The organism is Streptomyces glaucescens, assembly GCF_000761215.1.
GTDB lineage: Bacteria > Actinomycetota > Actinomycetes > Streptomycetales > Streptomycetaceae > Streptomyces > Streptomyces glaucescens_B.
Genome location: NZ_CP009438.1, coordinates 4,019,318 through 4,044,315, shown reverse-complemented (window position 1 = coordinate 4,044,315; position 24,998 = coordinate 4,019,318). Strand labels below are relative to the sequence as shown.

General features: G+C 71.9%; 17 protein-coding genes. 11 read left to right on the top strand and 6 right to left on the bottom strand.

What is annotated here, in order from left to right; translation table 11 throughout:
- Positions 1–6 precede the first annotated feature (6 nt).
- Positions 7–1,350 (bottom strand): PLP-dependent aminotransferase family protein, encoded by a 1,344-nt coding sequence (locus tag SGLAU_RS17520; RefSeq protein WP_043502617.1) that lies wholly within the window; start codon positions 1,348–1,350, stop codon positions 7–9.
- Positions 1,351–1,429: 79 nt separating this feature from the next.
- Between SGLAU_RS17520 and SGLAU_RS17515 the strand changes: the two genes are divergently transcribed.
- Together SGLAU_RS17515 and SGLAU_RS17510 are read left to right on the top strand one after the other, a co-directional pair.
- The gene (locus tag SGLAU_RS17515; RefSeq protein WP_043502615.1) at positions 1,430–2,206 is read left to right on the top strand and encodes an alpha/beta fold hydrolase; all 777 of its coding nucleotides are present in this window, start codon (positions 1,430–1,432) and stop codon (positions 2,204–2,206) included.
- A 219-nt stretch (positions 2,207–2,425) separates the two neighbouring features.
- A complete protein-coding gene (locus tag SGLAU_RS17510; RefSeq protein WP_043502613.1) occupies positions 2,426–4,375 on the top strand; it encodes an FUSC family protein in 1,950 nt (649 codons plus the stop codon).
- Positions 4,376–4,445: 70 nt separating this feature from the next.
- Here SGLAU_RS17510 and SGLAU_RS17505 read toward each other — a convergent pair whose 3' ends face one another.
- Positions 4,446–6,509 carry a PhoX family protein gene (locus SGLAU_RS17505; protein WP_208868919.1) on the bottom strand — a complete coding sequence of 688 codons (2,064 nt, stop codon included), beginning with the start codon at positions 6,507–6,509 and terminating at the stop codon, positions 4,446–4,448.
- A 243-nt stretch (positions 6,510–6,752) separates the two neighbouring features.
- On the opposite strand from SGLAU_RS17505, the gene SGLAU_RS17500 reads away from it, so the two are divergent.
- From SGLAU_RS17500 to SGLAU_RS17475, 6 genes are all read left to right on the top strand, one after another.
- Positions 6,753–8,312: a VWA domain-containing protein gene (locus tag SGLAU_RS17500; RefSeq protein ID WP_043502610.1), complete on the top strand. Its 1,560-nt coding sequence runs from the start codon at positions 6,753–6,755 to the stop codon at positions 8,310–8,312.
- A gap of 119 nt (positions 8,313–8,431) precedes the next feature.
- Positions 8,432–10,159: a methionine--tRNA ligase gene (gene metG / locus SGLAU_RS17495; RefSeq protein WP_043502608.1), complete on the top strand. Its 1,728-nt coding sequence runs from the start codon at positions 8,432–8,434 to the stop codon at positions 10,157–10,159.
- A 91-nt stretch (positions 10,160–10,250) separates the two neighbouring features.
- Positions 10,251–10,616: a PH domain-containing protein gene (locus SGLAU_RS17490; RefSeq protein WP_043502605.1), complete on the top strand. Its 366-nt coding sequence runs from the start codon at positions 10,251–10,253 to the stop codon at positions 10,614–10,616.
- Between the two features lie 83 nt (positions 10,617–10,699).
- Positions 10,700–12,130, top strand: a complete 1,431-nt coding sequence (locus SGLAU_RS17485; protein ID WP_043502604.1) for an FG-GAP-like repeat-containing protein — start codon at positions 10,700–10,702, stop codon at positions 12,128–12,130.
- Between the two features lie 50 nt (positions 12,131–12,180).
- Entirely contained in the window at positions 12,181–13,590 is a 1,410-nt protein-coding gene (locus SGLAU_RS17480; protein WP_043502603.1) for an FG-GAP-like repeat-containing protein, read from the top strand.
- Positions 13,591–13,662: 72 nt separating this feature from the next.
- On the top strand, positions 13,663–15,081 hold the full coding sequence (locus SGLAU_RS17475; protein WP_043502602.1) for an FG-GAP-like repeat-containing protein: 1,419 nt from the start codon (positions 13,663–13,665) through the stop codon (positions 15,079–15,081).
- Between the two features lie 76 nt (positions 15,082–15,157).
- Here the strand turns inward: SGLAU_RS17475 and aspS are convergent, their stop codons facing one another.
- Positions 15,158–16,921 (bottom strand): aspartate--tRNA ligase, encoded by a 1,764-nt coding sequence (aspS, locus tag SGLAU_RS17470; RefSeq protein WP_043502599.1) that lies wholly within the window; start codon positions 16,919–16,921, stop codon positions 15,158–15,160.
- A gap of 150 nt (positions 16,922–17,071) precedes the next feature.
- On the opposite strand from aspS, the gene SGLAU_RS17465 reads away from it, so the two are divergent.
- Complete coding sequence (locus SGLAU_RS17465) at positions 17,072–19,192, top strand: SpoIIE family protein phosphatase (RefSeq protein ID WP_043502597.1); 2,121 nt, start codon at positions 17,072–17,074, stop codon at positions 19,190–19,192.
- Here the strand turns inward: SGLAU_RS17465 and SGLAU_RS17460 are convergent.
- On the bottom strand, positions 19,162–20,208 hold the full coding sequence (locus SGLAU_RS17460; protein ID WP_043502595.1) for an AI-2E family transporter: 1,047 nt from the start codon (positions 20,206–20,208) through the stop codon (positions 19,162–19,164). The genes SGLAU_RS17465 and SGLAU_RS17460 overlap by 31 nt on opposite strands.
- A gap of 145 nt (positions 20,209–20,353) precedes the next feature.
- On the opposite strand from SGLAU_RS17460, the gene SGLAU_RS17455 reads away from it, so the two are divergent.
- Positions 20,354–21,331, top strand: a complete 978-nt coding sequence (locus tag SGLAU_RS17455; RefSeq protein WP_043502594.1) for a pirin family protein — start codon at positions 20,354–20,356, stop codon at positions 21,329–21,331.
- An 84-nt stretch (positions 21,332–21,415) separates the two neighbouring features.
- Here the strand turns inward: SGLAU_RS17455 and SGLAU_RS17450 are convergent, their stop codons facing one another.
- Both SGLAU_RS17450 and SGLAU_RS17445 read right to left on the bottom strand, forming a co-directional pair.
- Positions 21,416–22,315, bottom strand: coding sequence for a Bro-N domain-containing protein (locus SGLAU_RS17450; RefSeq protein ID WP_043502591.1), 900 nt, complete (start codon positions 22,313–22,315; stop codon positions 21,416–21,418).
- 135 nt (positions 22,316–22,450) lie between these two features.
- Positions 22,451–22,924, bottom strand: a complete 474-nt coding sequence (locus tag SGLAU_RS17445) for an SseB family protein (protein WP_043502588.1) — start codon at positions 22,922–22,924, stop codon at positions 22,451–22,453.
- A gap of 158 nt (positions 22,925–23,082) precedes the next feature.
- Here SGLAU_RS17445 and SGLAU_RS17440 point away from each other — a divergent pair, with 158 nt between their 5' ends.
- Entirely contained in the window at positions 23,083–24,909 is a 1,827-nt protein-coding gene (locus tag SGLAU_RS17440; RefSeq protein ID WP_043502586.1) for an acyl-CoA dehydrogenase, read from the top strand.
- Positions 24,910–24,998: the final 89 nt, after the last annotated feature.

Sequence of the window (24,998 nt, the reverse complement as noted above, 5' to 3'; positions counted from 1 at the left end):
GGCCGGTCAGGGTCCCCGGTGGGCCAGTTCCGCCAGGGTGCGCAGGGCCCGTTCCAGCTCCGGTTCCGGCGCCGAGGCGAGGCCGAGGCGGACCGCGTCCGGGGTGCGGGCGGGGTCGACGGCGAAGGACGGGCCCGGGGTGACGGCGATGCCGTGGGCGGCGGCGGTCGCGGTGAAGGTGTCGGCGCGCCACGGAGCGGGCAGCTCCCACCAGGCGTAGCAGGCGTACGGGTCGGACCGTACGGCGAAACCCCGCAGCCGGGTGGCGAGCAGCCGCTGACGGCGCGCCGCCTCGGCGCGCTTGGCGGCCACCAGCCGGTCCACCGTGCCGTCCTCGATCCACCGCACGGCCGCCGCCAGCGCGAACCCGCCCGCGCTCCACCCGCCGGAGCGGATCGCGGCGGCCACGGCGGGCACCCGCTCCCCGGGTACGGCCAGGAGGCCCACGGTGAGCCCCGGCGCGACCCGCTTGGACAGGCCGTCGACGACGTGGGTGAGGCCGGGGGCGAGGGCGGCCAGCGGTGGTCCGGGGCGCAGGAAGGACCAGATGCGGTCCTCGACGACCGGCACGCCGAGGGCCGTGACGGTCCGGGCGAGGGCCTCCCGGCGCGGCCCGGGGGTGGTGAGGGACGTCGGGTTGTGCAGGGTCGGCTGGAGGTAGAGGGCGGAGAGCGGGGCCGTGCGGTGGGCGGCGGCCACGGACTCCGGGAGCGGCCCGTCGTCGTCGGCGGCCAGCGGGACCAGAGTGACGCCGAGGCGCGCCGCGATCTCCTTCACCAGTGGATACGTCAGTGGCTCGACACCGACGCGGCCGCCGGGGCGGACCAGGGAGGCCAGCGCGGCGGCGATGGACTGGCGGGCGTTGCCGGTGAAGAGCACCTGGGCGGGGGCGGGGCGCCAGCCGGGGGCGGCGAGCAGCCGGGCGGCGGCGGCGCGGGCCTCGGGGGTGCCGGTCGCGGCGGCCGGGCCGAGGGTGGCGGTGAGGGCGGCGGGGTCGCCGAGGAGGGCGGTGAGGGCGGGGGTGAGCAGGGCGGACTGGCCGGCGGCCGTGGGGTAGTTCAGCTCCAGGTTGACGAGCGCGGGCGCGGCCGTGCCGGGGTGCGGCGGTTCGGTGAGGGCGCGGCCGTCGCCGGGCGCGGGCGGGGCGGCCCGCACGAAGGTGCCCCGGCCGACCTCGCCGACGACCAGTCCGCGCCGCACCAGTTCGCCGTAGACCCGTCCGGCCGTGGAGGCGGCGATGCCGCGCCGCCGTGCGAACGTCCGCTGCGGGAGCAGCCGCTGGCCGGGCCTGAGGCGGCCGGAGGCGATGTCGGCCGCGATCCGGTCGGCGAGACGGAGGTAATCGTCCACAGCGGCCCCCTCGTTGGCATTGCACCGAGCGCAAAGATTTTATTGCACGGACGAGTTGGGGCGCCGTACGGTCGGCTCCATGACCGTCTCCCTCGCGTACGAGGACAAGGGCACCGGAACCGGCGTCCCGCTGCTGCTCGTCCACGGCCACCCCTTCGACCGCACCATGTGGGCCCCGCAGATCGAGGCGTTCGCCCCGCACCGCCGGGTCGTCGCCCCCGACCTGCGCGGCTACGGCGCCTCCCCGGTGGTGCCCGGCACCACCCCGCTCGCCGCCTTCGCCGCCGACCTGGAGGCCCTGCTCGACGCGCTGGGACTGGAGTCCGTGGTCCTCGCCGGGCTGTCCATGGGCGGTCAGATCGCCATGGAGTGCTACGCCCGCTTCGGCGACCGCGTCCGCGGACTCGTCCTCGCCGACACCTTCGCCGAACCCGAGACCCCCGAGGGCCGGCGCGCCCGCAACGCCATGGCCGACCGGCTGCTGCGCGAGGGCATGCGCGGCTACGCCGACGAGGTCCTGCACAAGATGGTCGCCGCCCACGCCGACCCGGACGTCCAGGCCCACGTCCACCGCATGATGACCGCCGCCCCGCCCGAGGGTGCCGCCGCGGCCCTGCGCGGACGCGCCGAACGCCCCGACTACCGCCCCCTGCTGGCCCGCGTCACCGTCCCGGCGCTGGTGGTGGTCGGCGAGGACGACGAGTACACCCCCGTCGCGGTCGCCGAGACCCTGCACGCCCTCCTCCCCGACTCCACCCTGCACGTCGTCGCGGGCGCCGCCCACATGCCCAACCTGGAACGCCCACGGGAGTTCGACGCGGCGCTGGCCGCCTTCCTGGCCCGCGTCCCCGGCTAGGGGGTGACGGGCGGGGAACGCCGCTCGGATCGTCCCCGCGCCGCCGGGTCCGGCACGGGTCCGCGCGCGCCGGCGCCGGGCCGTGCGCGCGCCGGGCCGGGCCGTGCGCGCGTCGCGCCGGGGTCCGCGGCCCGGGCGCCGGGCGGCCGTTCGCCGGGGGCGCGCGCGTCGGTCCCGGCCCCGCCCCGGCGCTTCGGGCAAGGCGCCCATAATGGGCGCATGTCGCGAGAGTTCCCCATCGGCCTCACCCCTCCCGACTGGCTGGTCCGGAACCTTCGATCCCAGCAGGCGCCCGTCAACCGGGCCGCCGTCGCCCGGGCCGCCGTCGCCCTGTCCCTCCCGCTCGCCGTCGGACTCGCCGCCGGCCGCCCCGAGTACGGCGCGCTCGCCGCCATGGGCGCCCTCTCCGGCGTCATCGGCGACACCGCCGACGCCTACCGGCTGCGCATCCTCAACATCGCCGTCCCGCAACTGCTCGGCGCGGTCGGCGTCACCCTCGGCTCCCTCGCCTTCGGCCACGGCTGGATCGCGGTCGCCGTCCTCACCGGCATCGCCCTCGTCTCCGGGATGATCTCCACCATCGGCGCGGTCTCCTCCGTCTCCGGCCTGCTCCTGCTGCTGAACGCCGTCGTCGGCGCCGGCCTGCCCATGCCCGGCGACTGGTGGCTCGCCCCGCTGCTGATGACCGGCGGCGGACTGCTCGTCCTCGTCCTGGCCCTGCTGTCCTGGCCGCTGCGCTCCGGCGTACCCGAACGCACGGCCGTCGCCGGGGCCTACCGGGCCGTCGCCGGTCTGCTCGACGCGTGCGGCGCGGACACCGAGACCTACGACACGGCCCGGCACGCCGCCACCCAGGCGCTCAACCAGTCGTACGACGTCGTCCTCGCCCGCCGCTCCCGCTACCACAGCCGCAGCCGGGACCTCACCCGACTGCTCGCCCAGCTCAACGCGGTCATCCCGGTCATCGAGGCCGCCCCCGCCGCCCACCTCGCCGGCCGCGCGCTGCCGCCCGAGATCCCGCAGGCCGTCCGGCACCTCGCGGATGCCGTCGACACCGGCTACTCCGGCCCGATAGGGCTGCGCCTGCCCCTGCCGCTGACCGAGACCGGCCGCGCCGTGGACCAGGCACTGCGGCACGCCGCCGACGTCGTCAGCGAGCCGGACGTCGACCCCACCGGCATCCTCGACCGCCTCGGCCACCCCGGCGCCCTGCGCACCCGCGCGGCCCTCGCCACCCGCAACGTCCTGCTGTCGGCCGCCTCCTGGCGCTACGGCCTGCGCCTCGCCCTGTGCATCGGCCTCGCCCAGGTCCTGGTCTCCATCGTCCCCGTCCCGCGCTCCTACTGGGTCGCCCTCACCATCACCTTCGTCCTCAAGCCCGACTTCGGCTCGGTGTTCTCCCGCGCCCTGCTGCGTGCCCTCGGCACCGTCGCGGGCCTGGTCGTCGCGGCGGCCGTCCTGTCCCAGGTACCGCGCGGCTGGTGGGACGTCGCGGTCCTGTTCCTCCTCGCCCCGCTGATCCCCGCCCTCACCCCACGGGGCTACGGCCACCAGACGGCCGCCATCACCCCCGTGATCCTGCTGCTCTCCGACGTCCTCAACCGCGAGGGCACCGCCCTGCTGCTGCCCCGCCTGGTCGACTCCCTCGCCGGCTGCGCCATCGCGCTCGTCGCCGGCTATCTGCTGTGGCCGGAGAGCTGGCACACCCGGGTCGGCGACCGCCTCGCGGACGCGGTCGCCGACACCGCCCGCTACGTGGAGTGCGCCTTCGGGGGCGGCGCGCAGGGCACGGACACCGCGGCTCGCGCCCGGATGCGCCGCCGCCTCTACCGGGACCTGTCGGTCATCCGCACCGAGTTCCAGCGCGCCCTGACCGAGCCCCCGCCGACCGGCCGCCGCGCGGCGGCCTGGTGGCCGCTGGTCGTCGCCGTGGAACGCATCGTCGACGCGACGACCGCGGCCCGGGTCCGGGTGAAGCAGGGCGCGGCCCCGCCGTCCACGGCGGAGGTCTCCCAGGTCGTCCTGCAACTGCGGGAACTGGCGGAGGGTGTCCGCGAGGCGGACACCCTCATCGCCGTGCGCACCGACCTCACCGGGCCGCCGGGCAGCGTGCTGGAGCCGCTGCGCCAGGAGGTGGCGGCGGCCCGGGCGATCGCGTCACCGCACTGAACGCGCCGTGCCCGCCGGTGCGGCGGGCGCGGCGGGCGCGGTGACCCCCGGCACTTCCGGGACGGGCCGGTCAGACCCCGATGTCGCAGCCGTCCTCACGCCACACGGCGACCACGGCCGGCCGGACGATCCGCCCGGGACCGTCGGGCCACGTGGACGCGGGCTTGTCCACGCTCGCCCCGTCGACCTCGCCCGGGTGCTGGACGGCCACCAGCACGCGCCGGTCCTGGATCACCGGGCCGCAGGTCTCCGCACCGTTCGGCATCGTCGCGAACTGCTTCAGCTCACCGCGCCGCTCCCCGCGGGTGGCCACGCCGAAGAGCCCGTCGTGCGAGCCGAGCTGGTTGCCGTCCGTGGAGATCCACAGGTTGCCGTGCGGGTCGAACGCCACGTTGTCCGGGCAGGAGATCGGGCTGACCTGGTCCTTCGGGAACCCGGCGAAGTAGGTGGCGGGGTCGTTCGGGTCACCGGCGACCAGGAACAGCGACCAGGCGAACGTCCGGCTGTCGGCGCGGTTCCAGCGCTCGGTCAGCTCCAGGACCTGCCCGTGCTTGTTGAGGTTGCGCGGGTTCGCCTCGTCGGCGCCGGCGTACCCGGTCCTGCCCCGGTTGCTGTTGTTGGTGAGGGCCACGTACACCTTGCCGGTGTGCGGGTTGGGCTCGATGTCCTCGGGCCGGTCCATCTTCGTCGCGCCGACCTTGTCGCCGGCGAGGCGCGTGAAGACGAACACCTCCTCCGCGGTCATGCCCTCGACGTGCGAGACGGCGCCGTCGGCGGTGGCCGTCGCCAGCGGGATCCACTCGCCGCTGCCGTCGAACTCCCCGTCGGCCGGCAGCCTGCCGGTGCCGTCGATCTCGATCGACGGCGAGTCACCGGTGAGCCGGGCGACGTACAGCGTCCCCTCGTCGAGCAGCGACAGGTTGTGCTCGCGCACCGCCCGGCCCGACCCCTTCCGCATCCGCTTGCTGCCGACGAACTTGTAGAAGTAGTCGAACCGCTCGTCGTCGCCCGAGTACACGACGGGCCGCCCGTCCTCGGTCAGCCGCACGGTCGCGCCCTCGTGCTTGAACCGGCCGAGCGCGGTGTGCTTGCGGGGCGTGGAGTCCGGGTCGTACGGGTCCAGCTCGACGACGTAACCGAACCGGTGCGGCTCGTTGGGCTCTTGCGCCACGTCGAACCGCTTGTCGAAACGCTCCCACTTCCGCTCGGTGGCACCGCTGCCGAGCCCGTACCGCTTGTCGGTGGCCCTGCTCGCGTTGGCGAAGTACTGGTTGAAGTTCTCCTCGCCGTGCAGCGTCGTGCCCCACGGGGTGGTGCCGCCGGAGCAGTTGTTGAGCGTGCCGAGCACCTTGGTGCCCGACGGGTCGGCGGACGTCCTCAGCAGGTCCGACCCGGCCGCCGGCCCGGTCAGCCGGAACTCGGTGGTGGCGGTGACACGCCGGTTCAGCGGGTGCCGCGGCACGGCGACGAGCTTGCCGGTCCGCCGCTCCCCCTCCACGACGACGGCCGACAGCCCGTGCGCGGCCCAGGCGATCTCCACCTGCTCACGGGTCGGGTTCTCGGGGTCGTACCCGCGGAACATGAGCACCTCGTCGGTGTACTCGTGATTCGCGACGAGGATCTGCCGGCCGCGCTCGCCCGGCAGCGGCAGCAGCGCGAGGAAGTCGTTGTTGTAGCCGAACTGCCCGGACTGCGCCTTCGCCGTCTGCTTCTCCGGGTCGAAGGCGGGCGCACCGCGCAGAATGGGCTCACCCCAACGGATGACCACATTCTGGCCATATCCCTCGGGCACGGTGACGGCGTCGTTCGTGTTGGGCGCCACGGGGCTGAACCGCAGCCCACGGGCGCCCTTGCCGGCGGAGGGCTTGCGGCGGGTGGCCGCGCTCGCCTCCGGGGAGGCGGCGGCACCGGCGGCGCCCACGGCGGCGGTCGCGGTCACCACGGCGGCGGCGCGCATCACGGAACGGCGGCTCAGCGCGGTGGCGATGACGTCGCCGACGTACGGGTTGGCGGTGGTGTTCGGCACCTCGTGGAAGCAGGCGTCACCACACCGGAAACGGCAGGTCAGGGCGGAACGTCCGCCGGGATGCGAGTCGGACGAGGTCCGGATGACGGGCAGCGTGATGCGACGCACGTTGATTCTTCTCCCCTGGCTTCCCCATGTTTGTCAGCGCCACGGACGCTAGGAGCACGTGTGTGCGGGAGCGGGGCCGGCGTGTGAACGAGGAGTGAACCCGGGGTAGCCACCTGTGTCCGGGCTCTCTGCCTCAAAGGGCGCTTGACACGTTCACCGGCTCCGCCGCGGGGCCCGCTAACCTTACGTGTCCGTCCTGGCCAGGGATCGACGGGCTACAACTCACTTCGAAGGGTTGCGCACATGGGCATTCTCTCTCTCCTGCGGAACGCGTTCGGCAGGTCCCGGAAGTCACGCCAGACCGACCCGGAGGATGCCGCCCCCCAGCAGACCGGGACGGAACCCCAGGAACCCGCCCCGTCCAGCCGCCCCGCCACGCCGGAACGGACGGAGCCCCCGGCCCAGGACACCGTCCCGTCCCCCCGCCCCGCCACGCCCGACGAACACGACCTGGTCACCGCGGCCTTCGACAAGGTCACGGTCCCCACCCAGGCCGGCGCCCCCGAAGCCCCGTCCCCCGAGGAAGAGCCGCAGGCGAAGGCCGAGCCGCGTCCAGAGACCGAGCGTCCGACCGAGCAGGCCCCCGACCCGGAACCGAAGCCGGAGGCGAAGCCCGAGCCGGACCGCGAGCAGGAGCCGGAGGCGAAGCCCGCCCCCGAGCCGGAGCCCGCCCCCGAGCAGGAGGCGAAGCCCGACCCGGAGCCGGCCCAGGCAACGGAGTCCGAGCCCGAGCCCGAGCCCGAGCCGGTGGAGCAGACTGCATCGGAACCGGAGACGGAGACGGAGCCGAAGGCAGAGGCGGAAACCGACACCGCCTCCGAGCCCGAGCCCGAGCCGACCCCCGAACCTGAAGCGACGCCCACGGCGAAGGCCGAGGCGCAGCCGGAGGCAGAGGCCGAGCCCGAGCCGGAGCCGGAGGTGGCCGCCACCCCGGAGCCCGCGGCCGCCGACGGCGAGGAACCCCCACAGGGGCCACCCGCACCCGACGACGAAAGCGGCACGGGTGGTGCGGGTGGGAACACCCCGGTCGAAGGCGAAGCCGAGGCCGCACCCTCAGCCCGCGGCAGCGCGGACGCCGAGGCCGCACCCTCAGCCGCCGACACCCCCCGCGGCAACGCGGACGCCGAGGCCAAGCCCGCCCCCGCGATCCCCCTCACCCGGGTGAAGTCCCGCGCCCCCGGCCTCACCACGGCCTACAAGGCCGCGACCACCACCTTGAGAAAAGCCGGCCTCACCGGCACCCGGGCCAGGCTCTACCTGGTCCTGGACCGCTCCGCGTCCATGCGCCCGTACTACAAGGACGGCTCCGCCCAGGCCCTCGCCGAGCAGACCCTCGCCCTCGCGGCGCACCTCGACCCCGAGGCCACGGTCCACGTGACGTTCTTCTCCACGGAGCTGGACGGCACCGGCGAGCTGACCCTCGCCGACCACGAGAACAAGATCGACGAGCTGCACGCCACGCTCGGCCGCATGGGCCGTACCAGTTACCACGTGGCCGTGGAGGAGGTCCTCGCGCACCACGACAGGACGGCCGCCCCGGGCACCCCGGCCCTGGTGGTCTTCCAGACGGACGGGGCCCCGGACGCGAAGACCCCGGCCACCCAGGCGCTGGCCTCGGCCGCGGAGACCCACCCCCACGTCCACTTCGCCTTCGTCGCCTTCGGCGAGCATGACAACAAGGCGTTCGACTACCTCCGCAAGCTGAAGGGCGACAACACGTCCTTCTTCCACGCGGGCCCGACCCCGCGCGAGCTGACGGACACCGAGCTGTACGAGGGCGTCCTGGCGAACTGGCGCCCGTAGGGAGTGACTGAACGGACGGGCCGCCCCTTCCCACCCCTCAGAACGGGAAGCGGGCGGCCCACCCGTCTCGGCTACGATTTCAAGGTTCGCAAAACAACCGACCCGGGAGCAGCCAAGCCATGGCTCGACACCTCATCACCAGCGCCCTTCCGTACATCAACGGGATCAAGCACCTGGGCAACATGGTGGGGTCCATGCTCCCGGCGGACGTGTACTCCCGGTACCTCCGCCAGCGCGGCCACGACGTCCTGTACATCTGCGCGACGGACGAGCACGGCACCCCGGCGGAGCTGGCGGCCAAGGAGCAGGGCCTGCCGGTGGCGGAGTTCTGCGCGCAGGCCCATGACGCCCAGAAGGCCGTCTACGACGGTTTCGCACTCGCGTTCGATTACTTCGGCCGCAGCTCCAGCAAGCAGAACGTCGAGATCACCCAGCACTTCGCCCGCAAGCTGAACGAGAACGGCTTCATCGAGGAGCGGGCGATCCGCCAGGTGTACTCGCCCGCCGACGGCCGCTTCCTCCCCGACCGCTACGTCGAGGGCACCTGCCCGCACTGCGGCTACGACAAGGCGCGCGGCGACCAGTGCGAGAACTGCACCCGGGTCCTCGACCCCACCGACCTGCTGAACCCCCGCTCCGCGATCTCCGGCTCCACGGACCTGGAGGTCCGCGAGACCAAGCACCTCTTCCTCCTCCAGTCCAAGCTCCAGCACGAGGTCGAGGCCTGGGTGGCCCGCCACGAGGACGACTGGCCGCAGCTCGCCTCCTCCATCGCCCGCAAGTGGCTGAACGAGGGCCTGCACGACCGCGCCATCACCCGTGACCTGGACTGGGGTGTCCCGGTCCCGGCGGACACCTGGCCGGAGCTGGCGGCGGAGGGCAAGGTCTTCTACGTCTGGTTCGACGCCCCGATCGAGTACATCGGCGCGACGAAGGAGTGGGCGGACCAGGACCCGGAGAACCGGGACTGGAAGTCGTGGTGGTACGAGGCGGACTCCGGTGAGAACCCCGTCCGCTACACCGAGTTCATGGCGAAGGACAACGTCCCGTTCCACACGGTGATGTTCCCGGCGACCGAGCTCGGCGTGCGCGAGCCGTGGAAGATGGTCGACTACGTCAAGGCCTTCAACTGGCTGACGTACTACGGCGGGAAGTTCTCCACCTCGCAGAAGCGCGGCGTCTTCACCGACCAGGCGCTGGACATCCTCCCGGCCGACTACTGGCGCTACTTCCTGATCGCCAACGCCCCCGAGTCCGACGACTCCTCGTTCACCTGGGAGCACTTCACCGCCACGGTGAACAAGGACCTCGCCGACACCCTCGGCAACTTCGTCAACCGCGTCCTGTCCTTCTCCAGGAAGCGCTTCGGCGAGGAGGTCCCGGCGGGCGGCGAGCCCGGCGAGGCGGAGGCGCGCCTCGGCGAGGAGATCGCCCGGCTGCTCGCCGAGTACGAGCAGCAGATGGAGGCCCTCCAGTTCCGCAAGGCCGCCGCCGCGCTGCGCGCCCTGTGGTCCGCGGGCAACTCCTACCTGGAGGAGAAGGCCCCCTGGCTGGAGATCAAGACGAACAAGGACGGCGCGGCGCTCACCCTGCGCACGGCGATGAACCTCATCCACCTGTACGCGGTGGTCTCCGAGCCCTTCATCCCGGCCACCTCCGCGGCGATGCGCCAGGCCTTCTCCCTCACCGGCGACACCGCCACCTGGGTCGCCCAGGAGGAGGCGAAGGCGCTGGCCTCGGTCCCGGCCGGCACGCCCTTCACCGTCCCGCCGGTCCTGTTCGCCAAGCTGACGGATGACGACCTGGCCGCGTACAAGGAGCGCTTCGGCGGGGAAACAGCCGCGTAACAGCCCTTCTCGGACCCCTCACTCACCAGGTATATCTGGCCAAGATCACATGAAGCCCTTCGTGTGACATCCGAGTGGGGGGTCCACTTTCATGGCTCTTTTCGGCAACGCGCACGCCATCGACCCGGCGCAGGCGTCCCAGGACTACGCCCGGCTGCTGGGCCACGGCGAGCAGGTGCACGCCGCCTACCTGCTGATCCGCGACACCATCCTGTTCACCGACCGCCGGCTGATCCTGGTCGACAAGCAGGGCATCACCGGCAAGAAGACCGAGTACCACTCGATCCCCTACCGCAGCATCACCCACTTCGCGGTGGAGACCGCCGGCACCTTCGACCTCGACGCCGAGCTGAAGATCTGGCTCTCCGGCAGCCAGATGCCGATCACCAAGACCTTCACCAAGGGCGTCGACATCTACGAGGTCCAGGCGATCCTCACCCAGTTCGTCGCCCGCTGAGCGGCGCGCTGTGAGCCCGTACAACCCTCCGGGACGCTGAGTGGTCCCCTTTCTCGATCATGCGTCGACGAAGGGGGACACCCATGCGCAGAGGGAGCGCGGCCGCGGTCGTGGCCGCCGCGGTGATCGCGGGGACGATGGTGCCGGCCATGCCGGCCGCCGCCGTGCACGGGGCGGTACCGGGGGACTTCAACGGCGACGGGTACCGGGACCTGGTGCTGCCGGTGCCGGGTGCGAGCCTCCAGGGCGCCCAATGGGCGGGTGCCGTCGTCGTGGTGTACGGCTCGTCCCGGGGTGTCTCCTCGGTCAGCCGGCGACAGACCATCACCGAGGACTCGCCCGGCGTTCCCGGGCGCCTGGACGCCTGGGACCGGTTCGGCACCACCACGGCGACGGCCGACCTGAACCGCGACGGATACGCCGACCTGGTCGTAGGCTCCCCGCACAGCGAAGCGCACGAGCAGGTCACGGTCCTCTGGGGAAGCAGGGACGGCCTGACCAAGGGCACCCGGCTGCCGCAGAACCTGCACCAGGGCGACTACGGCCTCGACCTGGCCGCGGCCGGCCTGGGAGCCGGCTCCAGGACCAAGATCCTGGTCGGCGCCGACGTGTGGACGACCGTCTACAAGGGCCCGTTCGCCAAGGACGGCTCGTTCGGATCGAGCGTCGAGACCCGGACCGACGGCTCCGTCGGCTCGGTGGCGCTCGGTGACTTCAACCGCAGCGGCAGCCCCGACCAGGTGGCCTTCGGAGCGCTCCGGCCCGAGCTGAGCGGCAGCCCGATCATGGTCAACCACGGCGGCACCGCGACGTGGACCGGGCCGCTGAAGAACGGCAACGGACTGATCGCCGCCACCGGAGACGTCAACGGCGACGGCTACACCGACCTCGTGGTCGGCGACCCGCTCGAACCCGTGACACCGGGCATCGACGGCGAGACCGGAGGCCGCGTGCTCGTCTACCGCGGCTCGAAGAACGGCATCACCCACACGCAGATCCCCGAAGTGATCACCCAGGAAACCACGGGCGTCCCCGGCACCGGCGAGAAGGGCGACACCTTCGGCGCCGCCCTCACCGTGGCCGACCTCAACCGGGACGGCGCCGCCGAGATCGTGATCGGCGCGCCGTACGAGGCCGTCGGCACGACCGAGCGCACCGGCACCGTCACCGTGATCCCCGGCCGGCGCTCGGGCGCCCTCGGCACCGGCGGCTACTCCTACCACCAGGACACCACCGCCATCCCCAGCAGCAACGAGACCGGCGACTTCTTCGGCACCACGCTCTCCGCCGGCGACCTGAACCGCGACGGCAGGCCGGAACTCATCATCGGCGCGGCCGGCGAGAACAACGGCAACGGCGCAGTCTTCACACTGCCCGGCGGCACCTCCCGCCCGACCGGCACCGGCAGCCGCGTCTTCACCCTGGAAACACTCGGCATGGCCCAGACCGACGGCTGGCTGGGCGGCAAGGGCCTGCTCAGGCTCCTCGACGCCGGTGACGGTACAACCAACTGAGGCCGTGACATGTCCCCTTCTCCAACAGTGCGTGGGGAAAGGGGACAGACATGGGCAGATGGAAGGCGGCCGCCCTGGTGGCCGCCGGACTGATCGCGGGGCTGCTGGCACCGGCCGCCCCCGCCACGGCCGTCCACGCGGCGGCACCCGGCGACTTCAACGGGGACGGCTACCGCGACGCGGTACTGCCGATACCCGGCGCGGACCTCGGTGACAAGCACCGGGCGGGCGCCGTCGTCGTGCTGTACGGCTCCTCGTCCGGGGTGTCGGGGAGCCGGCGCCAGGTCATCAGCCAGAACTCGCCCGGCGTCCCGGCGCCGGTCGACAACTCGCGCGGCTTCGGCACCTCCACCGCCACCGCCGACCTCAACCGCGACGGCTACGCCGACCTGGTGATCAGCGCCCCCTGGGGCGGCTCCCGCGCGGGGACCGTCACGGTGATGTGGGGCAGCAAGGACGGCCTGCGCAAGGGCACCCTGCTGGCCGCGCCGTCCTACACCGAGTCCTACGGCACGGACGTGGCGGCGCTCAGCACCGGACCCGGCGCGAAGACCCAGGTGATGGTCGGCTCGGACCTCGGGACCGTCGTCTTCAGGGGTCCCTTCAGCAGCTCCGGCAGCTACGGCTCGGCGGTGCAGACCCCGCACGAGTACGGCCTGGTCGGATCGGTGGCCCTGGGCGACTTCGACCGGGACGGCACGCCCGACCAGGTGGACTTCGGCGCCCGCCGGACCGACGTCACCGGCAGCGACATCCGGCTGAACCAGACCGGTGCCCCCACCGGGACGGTGCTGGAGAAGGGCAACGGCTTCATCGCCGCGACCGGTGACGTCAACGGCGACGGCTACACCGACCTGGTGGTGGGCGACCCGCTGACGCCCTGGACCCCGGGCGTCGACGGCGAACTGGGCGGCCGGGTGCTGATCTGGCGCGGCTCCGCGCACGGCATCACGCCGGACGCGCAGCCCGAGGTGATCAGCCAGGACACCGCGGGCGTGCCCGGCACGGGCGAGAAGGGCGACACCTTCGGCGCGGGCCTCGCGGTCGCCGACCTGAACCGGGACGGCCTCGCGGACCTCGTCGTCGGCGCGCCCTACGAGGCGGTCGGCGAGGTGCGGCGTACGGGCATGGTCACCGTGATACCCGGCCGCCGCTCGGGCCCGCTCGGCGCGGGCGGGTACACCTTCCACCAGGACACCCCCGGCGTGCCCAGCGTGAACGAGACCCGGGACTGCTTCGGTGCGACCGTGTCGGCCGGGGACGTGAACCGGGACGGCAGGCCGGAGCTGTTCATCGGCGCGGCCTGCGAGAACCACTACAACGGCGCGGTGTTCATGATGCCCGGCGGCAGCAAGCGGCCCACCGGGACCGGCAGCCGCGCCTTCACTCTGGACTCGCTGGGCATGCCCCAGTGGTACGAGGGCTGGCTGGGCGGCTTCGGACTGTTCTGGATCATCTGACCCGAGGGCTACAACCCTGCGCGGTGCTGAGAGGTCCCCTTCTTCGACCGTGTGTCGAGGAAGGGGACTTACATGCGCAGAGGGAGTGCGGCAGTGGTCGCGGCCGCCGCGGTGATCGCGGGAACGCTGCTGCCCGCCGCGCCGGCCGCCGCCGTGCACGGAGCGGTACCGGGGGACTTCAACGGCGACGGCTACCGCGACCTGGTGCTGCCGGTGCCGGGGGCCGCTGTCGAGGAGTACGGCAACGCCCCGCAGGCGGGGGCCGTCGTCGTGCTGTACGGCTCGGCGAACGGCGTCTCGGCGAAGAGCCGGCGGCAGACGATCACGGAGGCGACGCCCAGTATCCCCGGGCACCCGTTCGAGCGGGACCGGTTCGGCACCACCACGGCGACGGCCGACCTGAACCGTGACGGATACGCCGACCTGGTCGTCGGCTCACCGGACAGCATCGCGGAGCGGCAGGTCACCGTGATCTGGGGAAGCAGGAACGGTCTGGCGAAGGGCACCAGGCTGCCGCTGTCGTCGTCGTACGAGGACGACAACGGCCTCGACGTGGCCGCGCTCAGCATGGGGTCGGGCTCGAAGACCAAGATCCTCATCGGCGGCGCCCGGTGGACGACCGTCTTCAAGGGCCCGTTCACCAGCGGCGGTTCCGTCGGTTCACAGGTCCAAACCCGGACCGACAACGCCGTCGGCTCGGTTGCGCTCGGTGACTTCAACCGCAGCGGCAGCCCCGACCAGGTGGCTTTCGGCGCGCTCCGGCCCGAGCTGAGCGGCAGCCCGATCATGGTCAACCACGGCGGCACCGCGACGTGGACCGGGCCGCTGAAGAACGGCAACGGGCTGATCGCCGCCACCGGAGACGTCAACGGCGACGGCTACGCCGACCTCGTGGTCGGCGACCCCCTGGAACCCGTGACACCGGGCATCGACGGCGAGACCGGCGGACGCGTGCTCGTCTACCGCGGCTCGAAGAACGGCATCACCCACACGCAGATCCCCGAAGTGATCACCCAGGAAACCACGGGCGTCCCCGGCACCGGCGAGAAGGGCGACACCTTCGGCGCCGCCCTCACCGTGGCCGACCTCAACCGGGACGGCGCCGCCGAGATCGTGATCGGCGCACCGTACGAGGCCGTCGGCACGGCGGAACGCACCGGCACCGTCACCGTGATCCCCGGCCGCCGCTCGGGCGCCCTCGGCACCGGCGGCTACTCCTACCACCAGGACACCACCGCCATCCCCAGCAGCAACGAGACCGGCGACTTCTTCGGCACCACGCTCTCCGCCGGCGACCTGAACCGCGACGGCAGGCCGGAACTCATCATCGGCGCGGCCGGCGAGAACAACGGCAACGGCGCAGTCTTCACACTGCCCGGCGGCACCTCCCGCCCGACCGGCACCGGCAGCCGCGTCTTCACCCTGGAAACACTCGGCATGGCACAAACCGACGGCTGGCTGGGCGGCAAGGGCCTGCTCAGGCTCCTCTGACACGGACCGGCGGCACCGCCGCACACACGGAAGGGCCCGGAACCTCGCTCGGTTCCGGGCCCTTCCGTCGGACGGACTACTTGGGCTGCGGCTTGCGCACCGACAGGTGCAGCTCCTTCAGCCGCGCCTCCTCCAGCTCGGTCGGCGCGCCCATCATCAGGTCCTGGGCGTTGCCGTTGAGCGGGAAGGCGATGGTCTCGCGGATGTTGGGCTCGTCCGCGAGGAGCATGACGATGCGGTCGACGCCCGGGGCGATGCCGCCGTGCGGCGGGGCGCCGAAGCGGAAGGCGCGGAGCATGCCCGCGAACTTCTCCTCCACGGTGTCCCGGTCGTAGCCCGCGATCTCGAAGGCCTTGAGCATGATCTCCGGGTCGTGGTTGCGGATCGCGCCGGAGGACAGCTCGACACCGTTGCAGACGATGTCGTACTGCCAGCCGAGGATGTCCAGCGGGTCCTGGGTCTCCAGGGCCTCCAGGCCGCCCTGCGGCATGGAGAACGGGTTGTGCGAGAAGTCGATCGCGCCGGTCTCCTCGTCCTTCTCGTACATCGGGAAGTCGACGATCCAGCAGAAGCGGAAGACGTTCTCCTCGAAGTGCCCGGCCCGCTTGGCGGCCTCGACCCGCACCGCGCCCATGATCTTGGAGACCTCGTCGAACTCGCCGGCGCCGAAGAACACGGCGTGACCGGCCTCCAGGCCGAGGCGCTCGGTGAGGACCTTGACGTTCTCCTCGGTGAGGAACTTGGCGATCGGGCCGGAGAGCTGGCCGTCCTCGCCCACGCGCACCCAGGCCAGGCCCTTGGCGCCGAGCGTCACCGCGAAGTCGCCGAGCTGGTCGAAGAACTTCCGGGGCTGGTCCTGGACGGCCGGGACCGGCAGCGCGCGCACGTGCTTGCCGGCGAACGCCTTGAACTCGGACGCCTCGAAGACGTCCGTGATGTCGACCAGCTCCAGCTTGGCGCGCAGGTCCGGCTTGTCGGAGCCGTACTTCAGCATCGCCTCGCGGAACGGGATCCGCGGGAACGGGGAGGTGACCTCACGGCCCCCGCCGAACTCGGTGAACAGCTCGGTCATGAGCTTCTCGATCGGCTGGAAGACGTCCTCCTGCTCGACGAAGCTCATCTCGACGTCGAGCTGGTAGAACTCGCCCGGCGAGCGGTCGGCGCGGGCGTCCTCGTCGCGGAAGCAGGGCGCGATCTGGAAGTAGCGGTCGAAGCCGGAGATCATCAGCAGCTGCTTGAACTGCTGGGGCGCCTGCGGGAGGGCGTAGAACTTGCCCGGGTGCAGGCGGGAGGGGACGACGAAGTCGCGGGCGCCCTCGGGGGAGGTCGCGGACAGGATCGGCGTCGCCATCTCGTTGAAGCCCAGCGCGGTCATCTTGTGCCGGATGGCGGAGATGACCGCCGTGCGCAGCATGATGTTGCGGTGCATGCGCTCGCGCCGCAGGTCGAGGAAGCGGTGCTCCAGGCGGCGCTCCTCGTTGACGCCGTCCTCGGTGTTGATCGTGAAGGGCAGCGGGGCGGCGGCGCCGAGCAGCTCGACCTCGCCGACCTCGACCTCGACCTCACCGGTGGGCAGGTCCGGGTTCACGTTCTCGGTGCCGCGTGAGACGACCTTGCCGTCGACGCGGACCGTGGACTCCTTGGAGACCTTGTCCAGCGCCTCGTAGGCGGGGGTGCCGGGACGGGCGACCAGCTGCGTGATGCCGTAGTGGTCGCGCAGGTCGATGAAGAGGATGCCGCCCAGGTCGCGCCGATTGTGCAGCCAGCCACTCAGCCGGACGTCGGTGCCGACGTCAGAGGCGCGGAGCTCGCCGCAGGTGTGGGACCTGTACCGATGCATCGTCGTTCATCCAGTCTTCGCGGATCGGGAATCTCCGGGGCCCGGTGCCCGGACTTTCCCAGGGTACCGGCCATGCCGGGATCGCCCGGCCCGATTGCCGGCGCCGTCCATCGGTGGCACGTTCCGAACACCTTTTCCTAAAGTGGGGCAATGCGCACTGCTGAGCCGCTGCCCGCCGTGGGACAGGTCCTCGCCGCCCTCGCGACCGGCCTGTGGCAGTGGGACACGGACACGAGCAGGGTCACGGTGGACGCCGAGGCCGCTCGGCTGCTCGGGCTGCCCCCGGAACCGGTCACCCTCACGGAGGCCCAGGTGCGCTCCCGGCTGCACCCGGTCGACTGGAACGAGATCGTCAGCGTCGTCGGCCTGGCCACCGCGGAGGGCACCCTCGCCGAGGTGCGGGTACGGATCATGGACGAGCGCGGCCGGGTCATCCGGCTGACCCGCAGCCGGATGAGGCCGTCCTTCGACCCCGAGCGCCGGGCCTACGAGCTGATCGGCACCCTCCAGGAGGTGACCGAGCCCTCCCCGGGCACCCCCGCGGGGCGCAACGCGGTCACCGGCGACTGGCGGCGCTCCCGGGAGGCGTTCCTGCTGGACGCGGGCCGGGCGCTGGCCGAGGCGCGGTCCACCGAGGAGGTGCTGCGGGTCGCCGCCGGACTGGCCATGCCGGGCTTCTCGCCGGACGGGCTGGCCGTCTTCGGCGTGCAGGGCGACCGGCTGACGATCATCGGCCACCACGGGCACGAGCCGGGCGACGAGAGCCGCTTCACGGACATGTCCCTCGACACCGACTACCCGGCGGCGGAGGTGGTGCGCACCGGCCGCGCGGTCTACCTGTCCTCGCCCCAGCAGTACAAGGAGCGCTACCCGCTCACCTGGCCGCTCGCCGAGCAGTTCGGCCGCCGGTCGTGGGCGTTCCTGCCGCTGACCGTGGCCGGGCGCACCATGGGCGCCTGGATGGCGGGGTTCGCCTACCCGGTGCGGTTCACCCCCGACGAGCGGTCGGTGCTGACCACCGTGGCCCGGATGCTCGCCCAGGCCCTGTCCCGGGCCGGTGCCGCCGAGACCCAGCGGGAGCTGACCGACGGCCTCCAGCGCTCCATGCTGCCCACGCTGGGCCCCGAGATTCCCGGCATGAGGCTGGCCGCCCGCTATGTGCCGACCGGCGGCGGGCTCCAGGTCGGCGGCGACTGGTACGACATGATCCCGCTGCCGTCCGGCCGGTTCGCGCTGACCATCGGCGACGTGCAGGGGCACGATGTGCGCGCGGCCGGCCTGATGGGCCAGCTGCGGATAGCGCTGCGCGCCTACGCCTCGGAGGGCCACCGGCCCGACGCGGTCCTCTCCCGCGCCTCCCGCTTCCTGCACGGCATGTGCGCGGCGGCCGACGATCCCGGCGAGCTGCGCTTCGCGACCTGCCTCTACGTCGAGGCGGACCCGCTGTCCGGGGTGCTGGAGATCGCCCGTGCCGGGCACCCCGACCCGGCGATCCGGATGGCCGACGGCACGGTCCTCACCCGGCCCACCGCCGGCGGGCTGCCGCTCGGCATCGACCCGGACGCCGACTACCCCACCACCCGGCTCGTCCTGGAACCCGGTGAGACCATGCTGATCTGCACCGACGGGCTGATCGAGACCGGCGGCCACGACCTGGAGACCGGCTGGAAACGCATCCGCGCCACCCTGGAGCAGCACACCGGCGACCTGGAGGAACTGGCCGACGCCCTGGTCCAGGCGGTGCACGGCCCCTCCTCCCACCACACCCCCGGCCCGCTCGCCGACCGCCGGGAGGACGACATCGCCGTCCTGCTGCTGTGCCGGCCGGGCGAGGGCTGCGGCGGCCCGGTCACCGCCCGCCCGACGGTACGGCGCACCATGCTGACCGTCGCCCAGGCCGAGCCGGAGAAGGTCGCCGCCGCCCGCCGGCTGCTGCGCGAACTCCTCCACGACTGGGCGTCGGCCGACCAGGTCGACTCGGCGGTGCTGCTGCTGTCCGAGATGCTGACCAACGTCCTCGTGCACACCGACGCCGACGCGCTGCTGGTCGCCGAGGTCACCGGGGAGGGCGGCGACCGGCGGATGCGGGTCGAGGTCACCGACGCCGGCGACGACCTGCCGCACAAGCGGCGGCCCGGCGAGCTGGCGTCCTCCGGGCGCGGTCTGATGCTGATCGAACTGCTGGCGCACGCCTGGGGCGTCGACCCGCGCGGCGAGGGCAAGAGCATCTGGTTCGAGCTCTACGAGTCCGAGGGGGCGGAGGCGGCGTAGCGGTCCCGCAGCTCGTGGACGACTCCGAACGCGGCCGCGGTCAGCGGTACGGCGAGCAGCATCCCGAGGATCCCGGCGACGGACGCGCCCGCGGTGATCGTGACCATCACCACCGCCGGATGCATCTGCACGGTGCGGCTCTGGATGACCGGCTGGAGCACGTGCCCCTCCAGCAGCTGCACGGCCAGCACCGCGCCGAGCGCCCACAGCGCGATCACGAAGCCACGGTCGGCGAGCGCGACCAGCACCGCGACCGCGCCGGACACGAAGGCGCCGAGGTAGGGGATGTAGGCGCCGACGAAGACCAGCGCGCCCAGTCCGACGGCGCCGGGGACCTCCAGGACGAGCAGGCCGACGGTGATGCAGAGCGCGTCGATGAGGGCGATGAAGGTGGTCCCGCGCATGAACCCCTCCACCGCCTGGTAGGCGCGCCGCGCCATGGCCTCCACGGAGTCGGCGGCGCCGTGCGGGGAGAGGGAGCGCAGGATGCCGGTGGCGCGGTGGGAGTCGCGCAGGAAGAAGAAGACGAGCAGCAGCGCGAGCACGGCCATGGCGAGGGTCTCGCCGACCACGCTCACCCCGCTGATCACGCCGGAGGCGGCGGTGCCGCCGAACCTGCCGAGCAGTTCCCGCGCGTTGGCGGCGAGATCGTCCAGCGAGGTCCCGGCGGCCCCGAAGTGCTCGGCGATCCCCTGCGCCGCGCGCCGCAGCGAGGTGACGATCTGCTCGCCGCTGTCGATGAGCGCGGCGACGACGATGTACACGGCGCCGCCGACCACGCAGACCACGGCGACGCAGGTCAGCCCGGCGGCCACGGACCGGTTGACGCCGGCCTTCACCAGCCGCCGGTGGAACGGGCCCAGCAGTGCCGTGCCCAGCAGCGCGAGCAGCACCGGCACGACGGCCGTACGGAACTGTGCGCACAGCCGGACGGCGACGTAGCCGACTCCCGCGACGAGCAGCGCGACGGCGCACCAGGCGGCGAGCCGGCGGACGGGGAGGGGGAGGAGCTGCACGTCTCCAGCGGATCACGCGACGTGCGGGCTGTCCCGCGCGGGCGTCCAGGCGGGGGAATGCCGCGTGGCCCGCCCCGGTTGCAGGTGGCAGAAAGTTCAACGCTCAACTAAACTGGGACGTACGTCGCCCGAGGAGGAACCGACCATGCCCGCAGTGACCGTCGAGAACCCGCTGACGCTGCCCCGCGTCACCGCACCCGCAGACGCCGTGGCCCGTCCCGTGCTGGCCGTCACCACCGCGCCGAGCGGCTTCGAGGGCGAGGGCTTCCCGGTGCGCCGCGCGTTCGCCGGGATCAACTACCGCCACCTCGACCCGTTCATCATGATGGACCAGATGGGCGAGGTGGAGTACGCGCCCGGAGAGCCCAAGGGCACCCCCTGGCACCCCCACCGCGGCTTCGAGACCGTCACCTACATCATCGACGGCATCTTCGACCACCAGGACTCCCACGGCGGCGGCGGCACCATCACCAACGGCGACACCCAGTGGATGACCGCCGGCTCCGGGCTCCTCCACATCGAGGCCCCGCCCGAGCACCTCGTCGTCTCCGGCGGGCTCTTCCACGGCCTCCAGCTGTGGGTGAACCTCCCCGCCAAGGACAAGATGATGGCCCCCCGCTACCAGGACATCCGCGCGGGCAGCGTCCAGTTGCTCACCTCCCCCGACGGCGGCGCGCTGCTGCGGGTCATCGCGGGCGAGCTCGGCGGCCACGAGGGCCCCGGCATCACCCACACCCCCATCACCATGATCCACGCGACGCTCGCCCCCGGCGCGGAGATCACCCTGCCCTGGCGGGAGGACTTCAACGGCCTCGCCTACGTCCTCGCCGGCAAGGGCGCGGTGGGCACCGAGCGCCGACCGGTCCACTCCGGCCAGACGGCGGTCTTCGGCGCCGGCTCCTCGCTCACCGTCCGCGCGGACGAGAAGCAGGACTCCCACACCCCCGACCTGGAGATCGTCCTCCTCGGCGGCCGCCCCATCCGCGAGCCCATGGCCCACTACGGCCCGTTCGTCATGAACACCAAGGACGAGCTCATGCAGGCGTTCGAGGACTTCCAGAAGGGCCGCCTGGGCACGGTCCCCGCGGTCCACGGAATGACCGAAGAGGGCCCGCAGGGCTGAGAACCCGCTAGGGTACGAAGAGGCCCGAAGCCGCAAGCTGGTATTGCGGCTTCGGGCCTTTGCCGTCCGGGACCTGCGCCGCCGCTACGGCAGCACGTACACCGGCGCCCCGTCCTCCGTGCAGCCCGCCTGACGCACGCACCCGCGCTTCAGCAGCATCCGCAGACAGTCGTGCACCCGGTCGTGGGGCAGACCCGTACGGGTGGCGATCTCCTCCACCCGATGCCGCGCCCCGCCACGGACCAGCGCCGGAGCCAGGTAGGCGGCGACGGCGTGGACGTCGTCGGTGACGACGAGGTTCTTCCGCCGCCAGGCGGCGAGAAGATCCTTCGGGTTCAGTTCGACGACGGGCCGCGCAGGCACCCCGCCGGGCCGGCGGAGCGCGTCGGCGATGTCGCGGAGACTGCCGCTGATCTCCCGCAGCAGACCGGTCCGCTCCTGCTGGGCCGCGAGCAGCTCCTCCATCCGGGTGTTCCGCTCCTCCAGCCGGACGATCGCGTCGGCGACCTTCTGGGGCACGGCGTACGCGACGCCGCCGGCGGGAGCGGGCTGCACGGATGCCGGTTCGAGAGAGTAGGAACCGTCGCGCTGGATCGTGGCGATCACCTCGGTGACCCAGGCCTTGAAGGGCTCACACTCTCGCTTGGTGCAACCGTTGACCAAGCGGATCAGGCCTTGGAGATTGACGAGATTCATGTCTCGTCGCCACTCTCGACCTGCGGGAACGCTGAGAGAGTGACTTCCAGTCACTGTCTCGAGAAAGTCTCGGTGCTCTTCCGGGACATGATCGAGCAGCGCCTTACGAGGGGTGGTGTACCCCAGGTGCCTGCATACGTCGACCGCCGGGAACCAGTGCGTGCCGTCCGGCATCGTCAGCCTCCGCACCCGCGCCCCCGTGGCCGCGAACACGAAGTCGTTGATGTCGACCGCGTCCTGCTTGCGTGCCGTCGGCTCATCCGACGGCATGTTGTTCTGCTCGTACATCGAGCATCACCTCCGCCCCGGAAGCTAGGGAAGAGGCATCAGGGCACACGCTCGATAGCAAGCATGTTCACCCGATAGTGAACTAAAGCAACGATTCTGCGGCCCGCCGGGCAAGCCGTGCGCCCTGTTACCGCCTCAGCCCCCGTACATCCGCCGCATCGCGAAGTCGACCATCTCCTCGACCGCCTTCGCGTCGAAGACGATGCGGTGTTCGCCCTCCATGTCGAGGACGAAGCCGTAGCCGGTGGGGAGCAGGTCGATGACCTCCGCGCCGGTGATGACGAAGTACTTGGACTCCTTGCCCGCGTAGCGGCGCAGTTCCTTCAGCGAGGTGAACATGGGGATCACCGGCTGCTGGGTGTTGTGCAGGGCGAGGAAGCCGGGGGTGTCGCCGCGGGGGCAGTAGACCTTGGAGGTGGCGAAGATCTGCTGGAAGTCCTCGGCGGTGAGCTGTCCGGTGGTGAAGGAGCGCACCGCGTCGGCGAGCGAGGGCGGGGACGGCTCCGGATACAGCGGCGGCTGCTGCCCGTAACCCCCGGCGCCGGGCATCTGCTGCTGCGGCGGGGCGTACTGCTGCTGCGCTCCGGCGCTCTGGTCGTAGCCGTACATGCGGCAAGGGTATCGAGCGCCGCAGAGGGCTGGGTCACAGATGGCCGGATCGGGCTTGCGCCTTATTACTGACGGGTAGCATATTGGGGTCTACTTGTTGGTACGTGAACTAGCGCGAGGATCCAGTGCCTCGCCGATCTCTCTACGGAGCCGTCGCCATGGGGCACTACAAGTCGAATCTCCGCGACATCGAGTTCAACCTCTTCGAAGTACTCGGGCGCGACAAGGTGTACGGCACCGGCCTGTTCGAGGAGATGGACGTCGAGACCGCCAAGAGCGTCCTGGAGGAGCTGACCCGCCTCTCCGAGAACGAGCTGGCGGAGTCCTTCGCGGACGCCGACCGCAACCCGCCCGTCTTCGACCCGGAGACCAACACTGCGCCCGTCCCGGCGTCCTTCAAGAAGAGCTACCAGGCCTTCATGGACTCCGAGTACTGGCGGCTCGGCGTGCCCGAGGAGATCGGCGGCACCACCGCGCCGCGCTCCCTCATCTGGGCCTACGCCGAGCTGGTCCTGGGCGCCAACCCGGCCGTGTGGATGTACTCCTCGGGCCCGGCCTTCGCCACCATCCTCTTCGAGGAGGGCAACGAGGTCCAGAAGCACATAGCCAAGATCGCCACCGAGAAGCAGTGGGGCTCCACCATGGTCCTCACCGAGCCGGACGCCGGCTCGGACGTGGGCGCCGGCCGCACCAAGGCGGTCCAGCAGGAGGACGGCTCCTGGCACATCGAGGGCGTGAAGCGGTTCATCACCTCCGGTGAGCACGACATGTCGGAGAACATCCTCCACTACGTGCTGGCCCGCCCCGAGGGCGCCGGCCCCGGCACCAAGGGGCTCTCCCTCTTCCTCGTGCCCAAGTACCTCTTCGACTTCGAGACCGGCGAGCTGGGCGAGCGCAACGGCGTGTACGCCACGAACGTCGAGCACAAGATGGGCCTGAAGGCGTCCAACACGTGCGAGATGACCTTCGGCGACAGGCACCCCGCCAAGGGCTGGCTGATCGGCGACAAGCACGACGGCATCCGCCAGATGTTCCGCATCATCGAGGCTGCCCGCATGATGGTCGGCACGAAGGCGATCTCCACGCTGTCCACCGGCTACCTGAACGCGCTGGAGTACGCCAAGGAGCGCGTCCAGGGCCCGGATCTGGCCAACTTCATGGACAAGACGGCGCCCAAGGTCACCATCACGCACCACCCGGACGTGCGCCGCTCGCTGATGACGCAGAAGGCGTACGCGGAGGGCATGCGCGCCCTCGTCCTCTACACCGCCTCGATCCAGGACGCGATCCAGATCAAGGAGGCCGCGGGCGAGGACGCCTCCACCGAGCACGCGCTGAACGACCTGCTGCTGCCGATCGTCAAGGGCTACGGCTCCGAGAAGGGCTACGAGCAGCTCGCCCAGTCGCTCCAGACCTTCGGCGGCTCCGGCTTCCTCCAGGAGTACCCGATCGAGCAGTACATCCGGGACTCCAAGATCGACACCCTCTACGAGGGCACCACGGCCATCCAGGGGCAGGACTTCTTCTTCCGCAAGATCGTCCGCAACCAGGGCGCCGCGCTGAACTCGCTCGCCGAGGACATCAAGAAGTTCCTCGCCCTCGGCACCGGCGGCGAGGAGCTGGCCGGCGCCCGTGAGCACCTGGCGAAGGCCGCCGTCGAGCTGGAGGCCATCGTCGGCGTCATGCTGACCGACCTCGCGGCCACCGAGAAGGACGTCAAGAACATCTACAAGGTGGGTCTGAACACCACCCGCCTGCTGATGGCCTCCGGTGACGTCGTCGTCGGCTACCTGCTGCTCAAGGGCGCCGCGATCGCCGCCGAGAAGCTCCAGACGGCCTCCGCCAAGGACAAGGCGTTCTACACCGGCAAGATCGCCGCGGCGAAGTTCTTCGCAGCCAACGTCCTGCCCGGCGTCACCCTGGCCCGCAAGGTCTCGGAGAACGTGGACCTCGAGGTCATGGAGCTGGACGAGGCCGCGTTCTAGGACACCGTTCCCGGAAGCTGCACGGAACTCCACACCGTCCTCACGTCAGCCCGCTCCCTTCACCGGGAGCGGGCTTTCGCCCGTCGTTA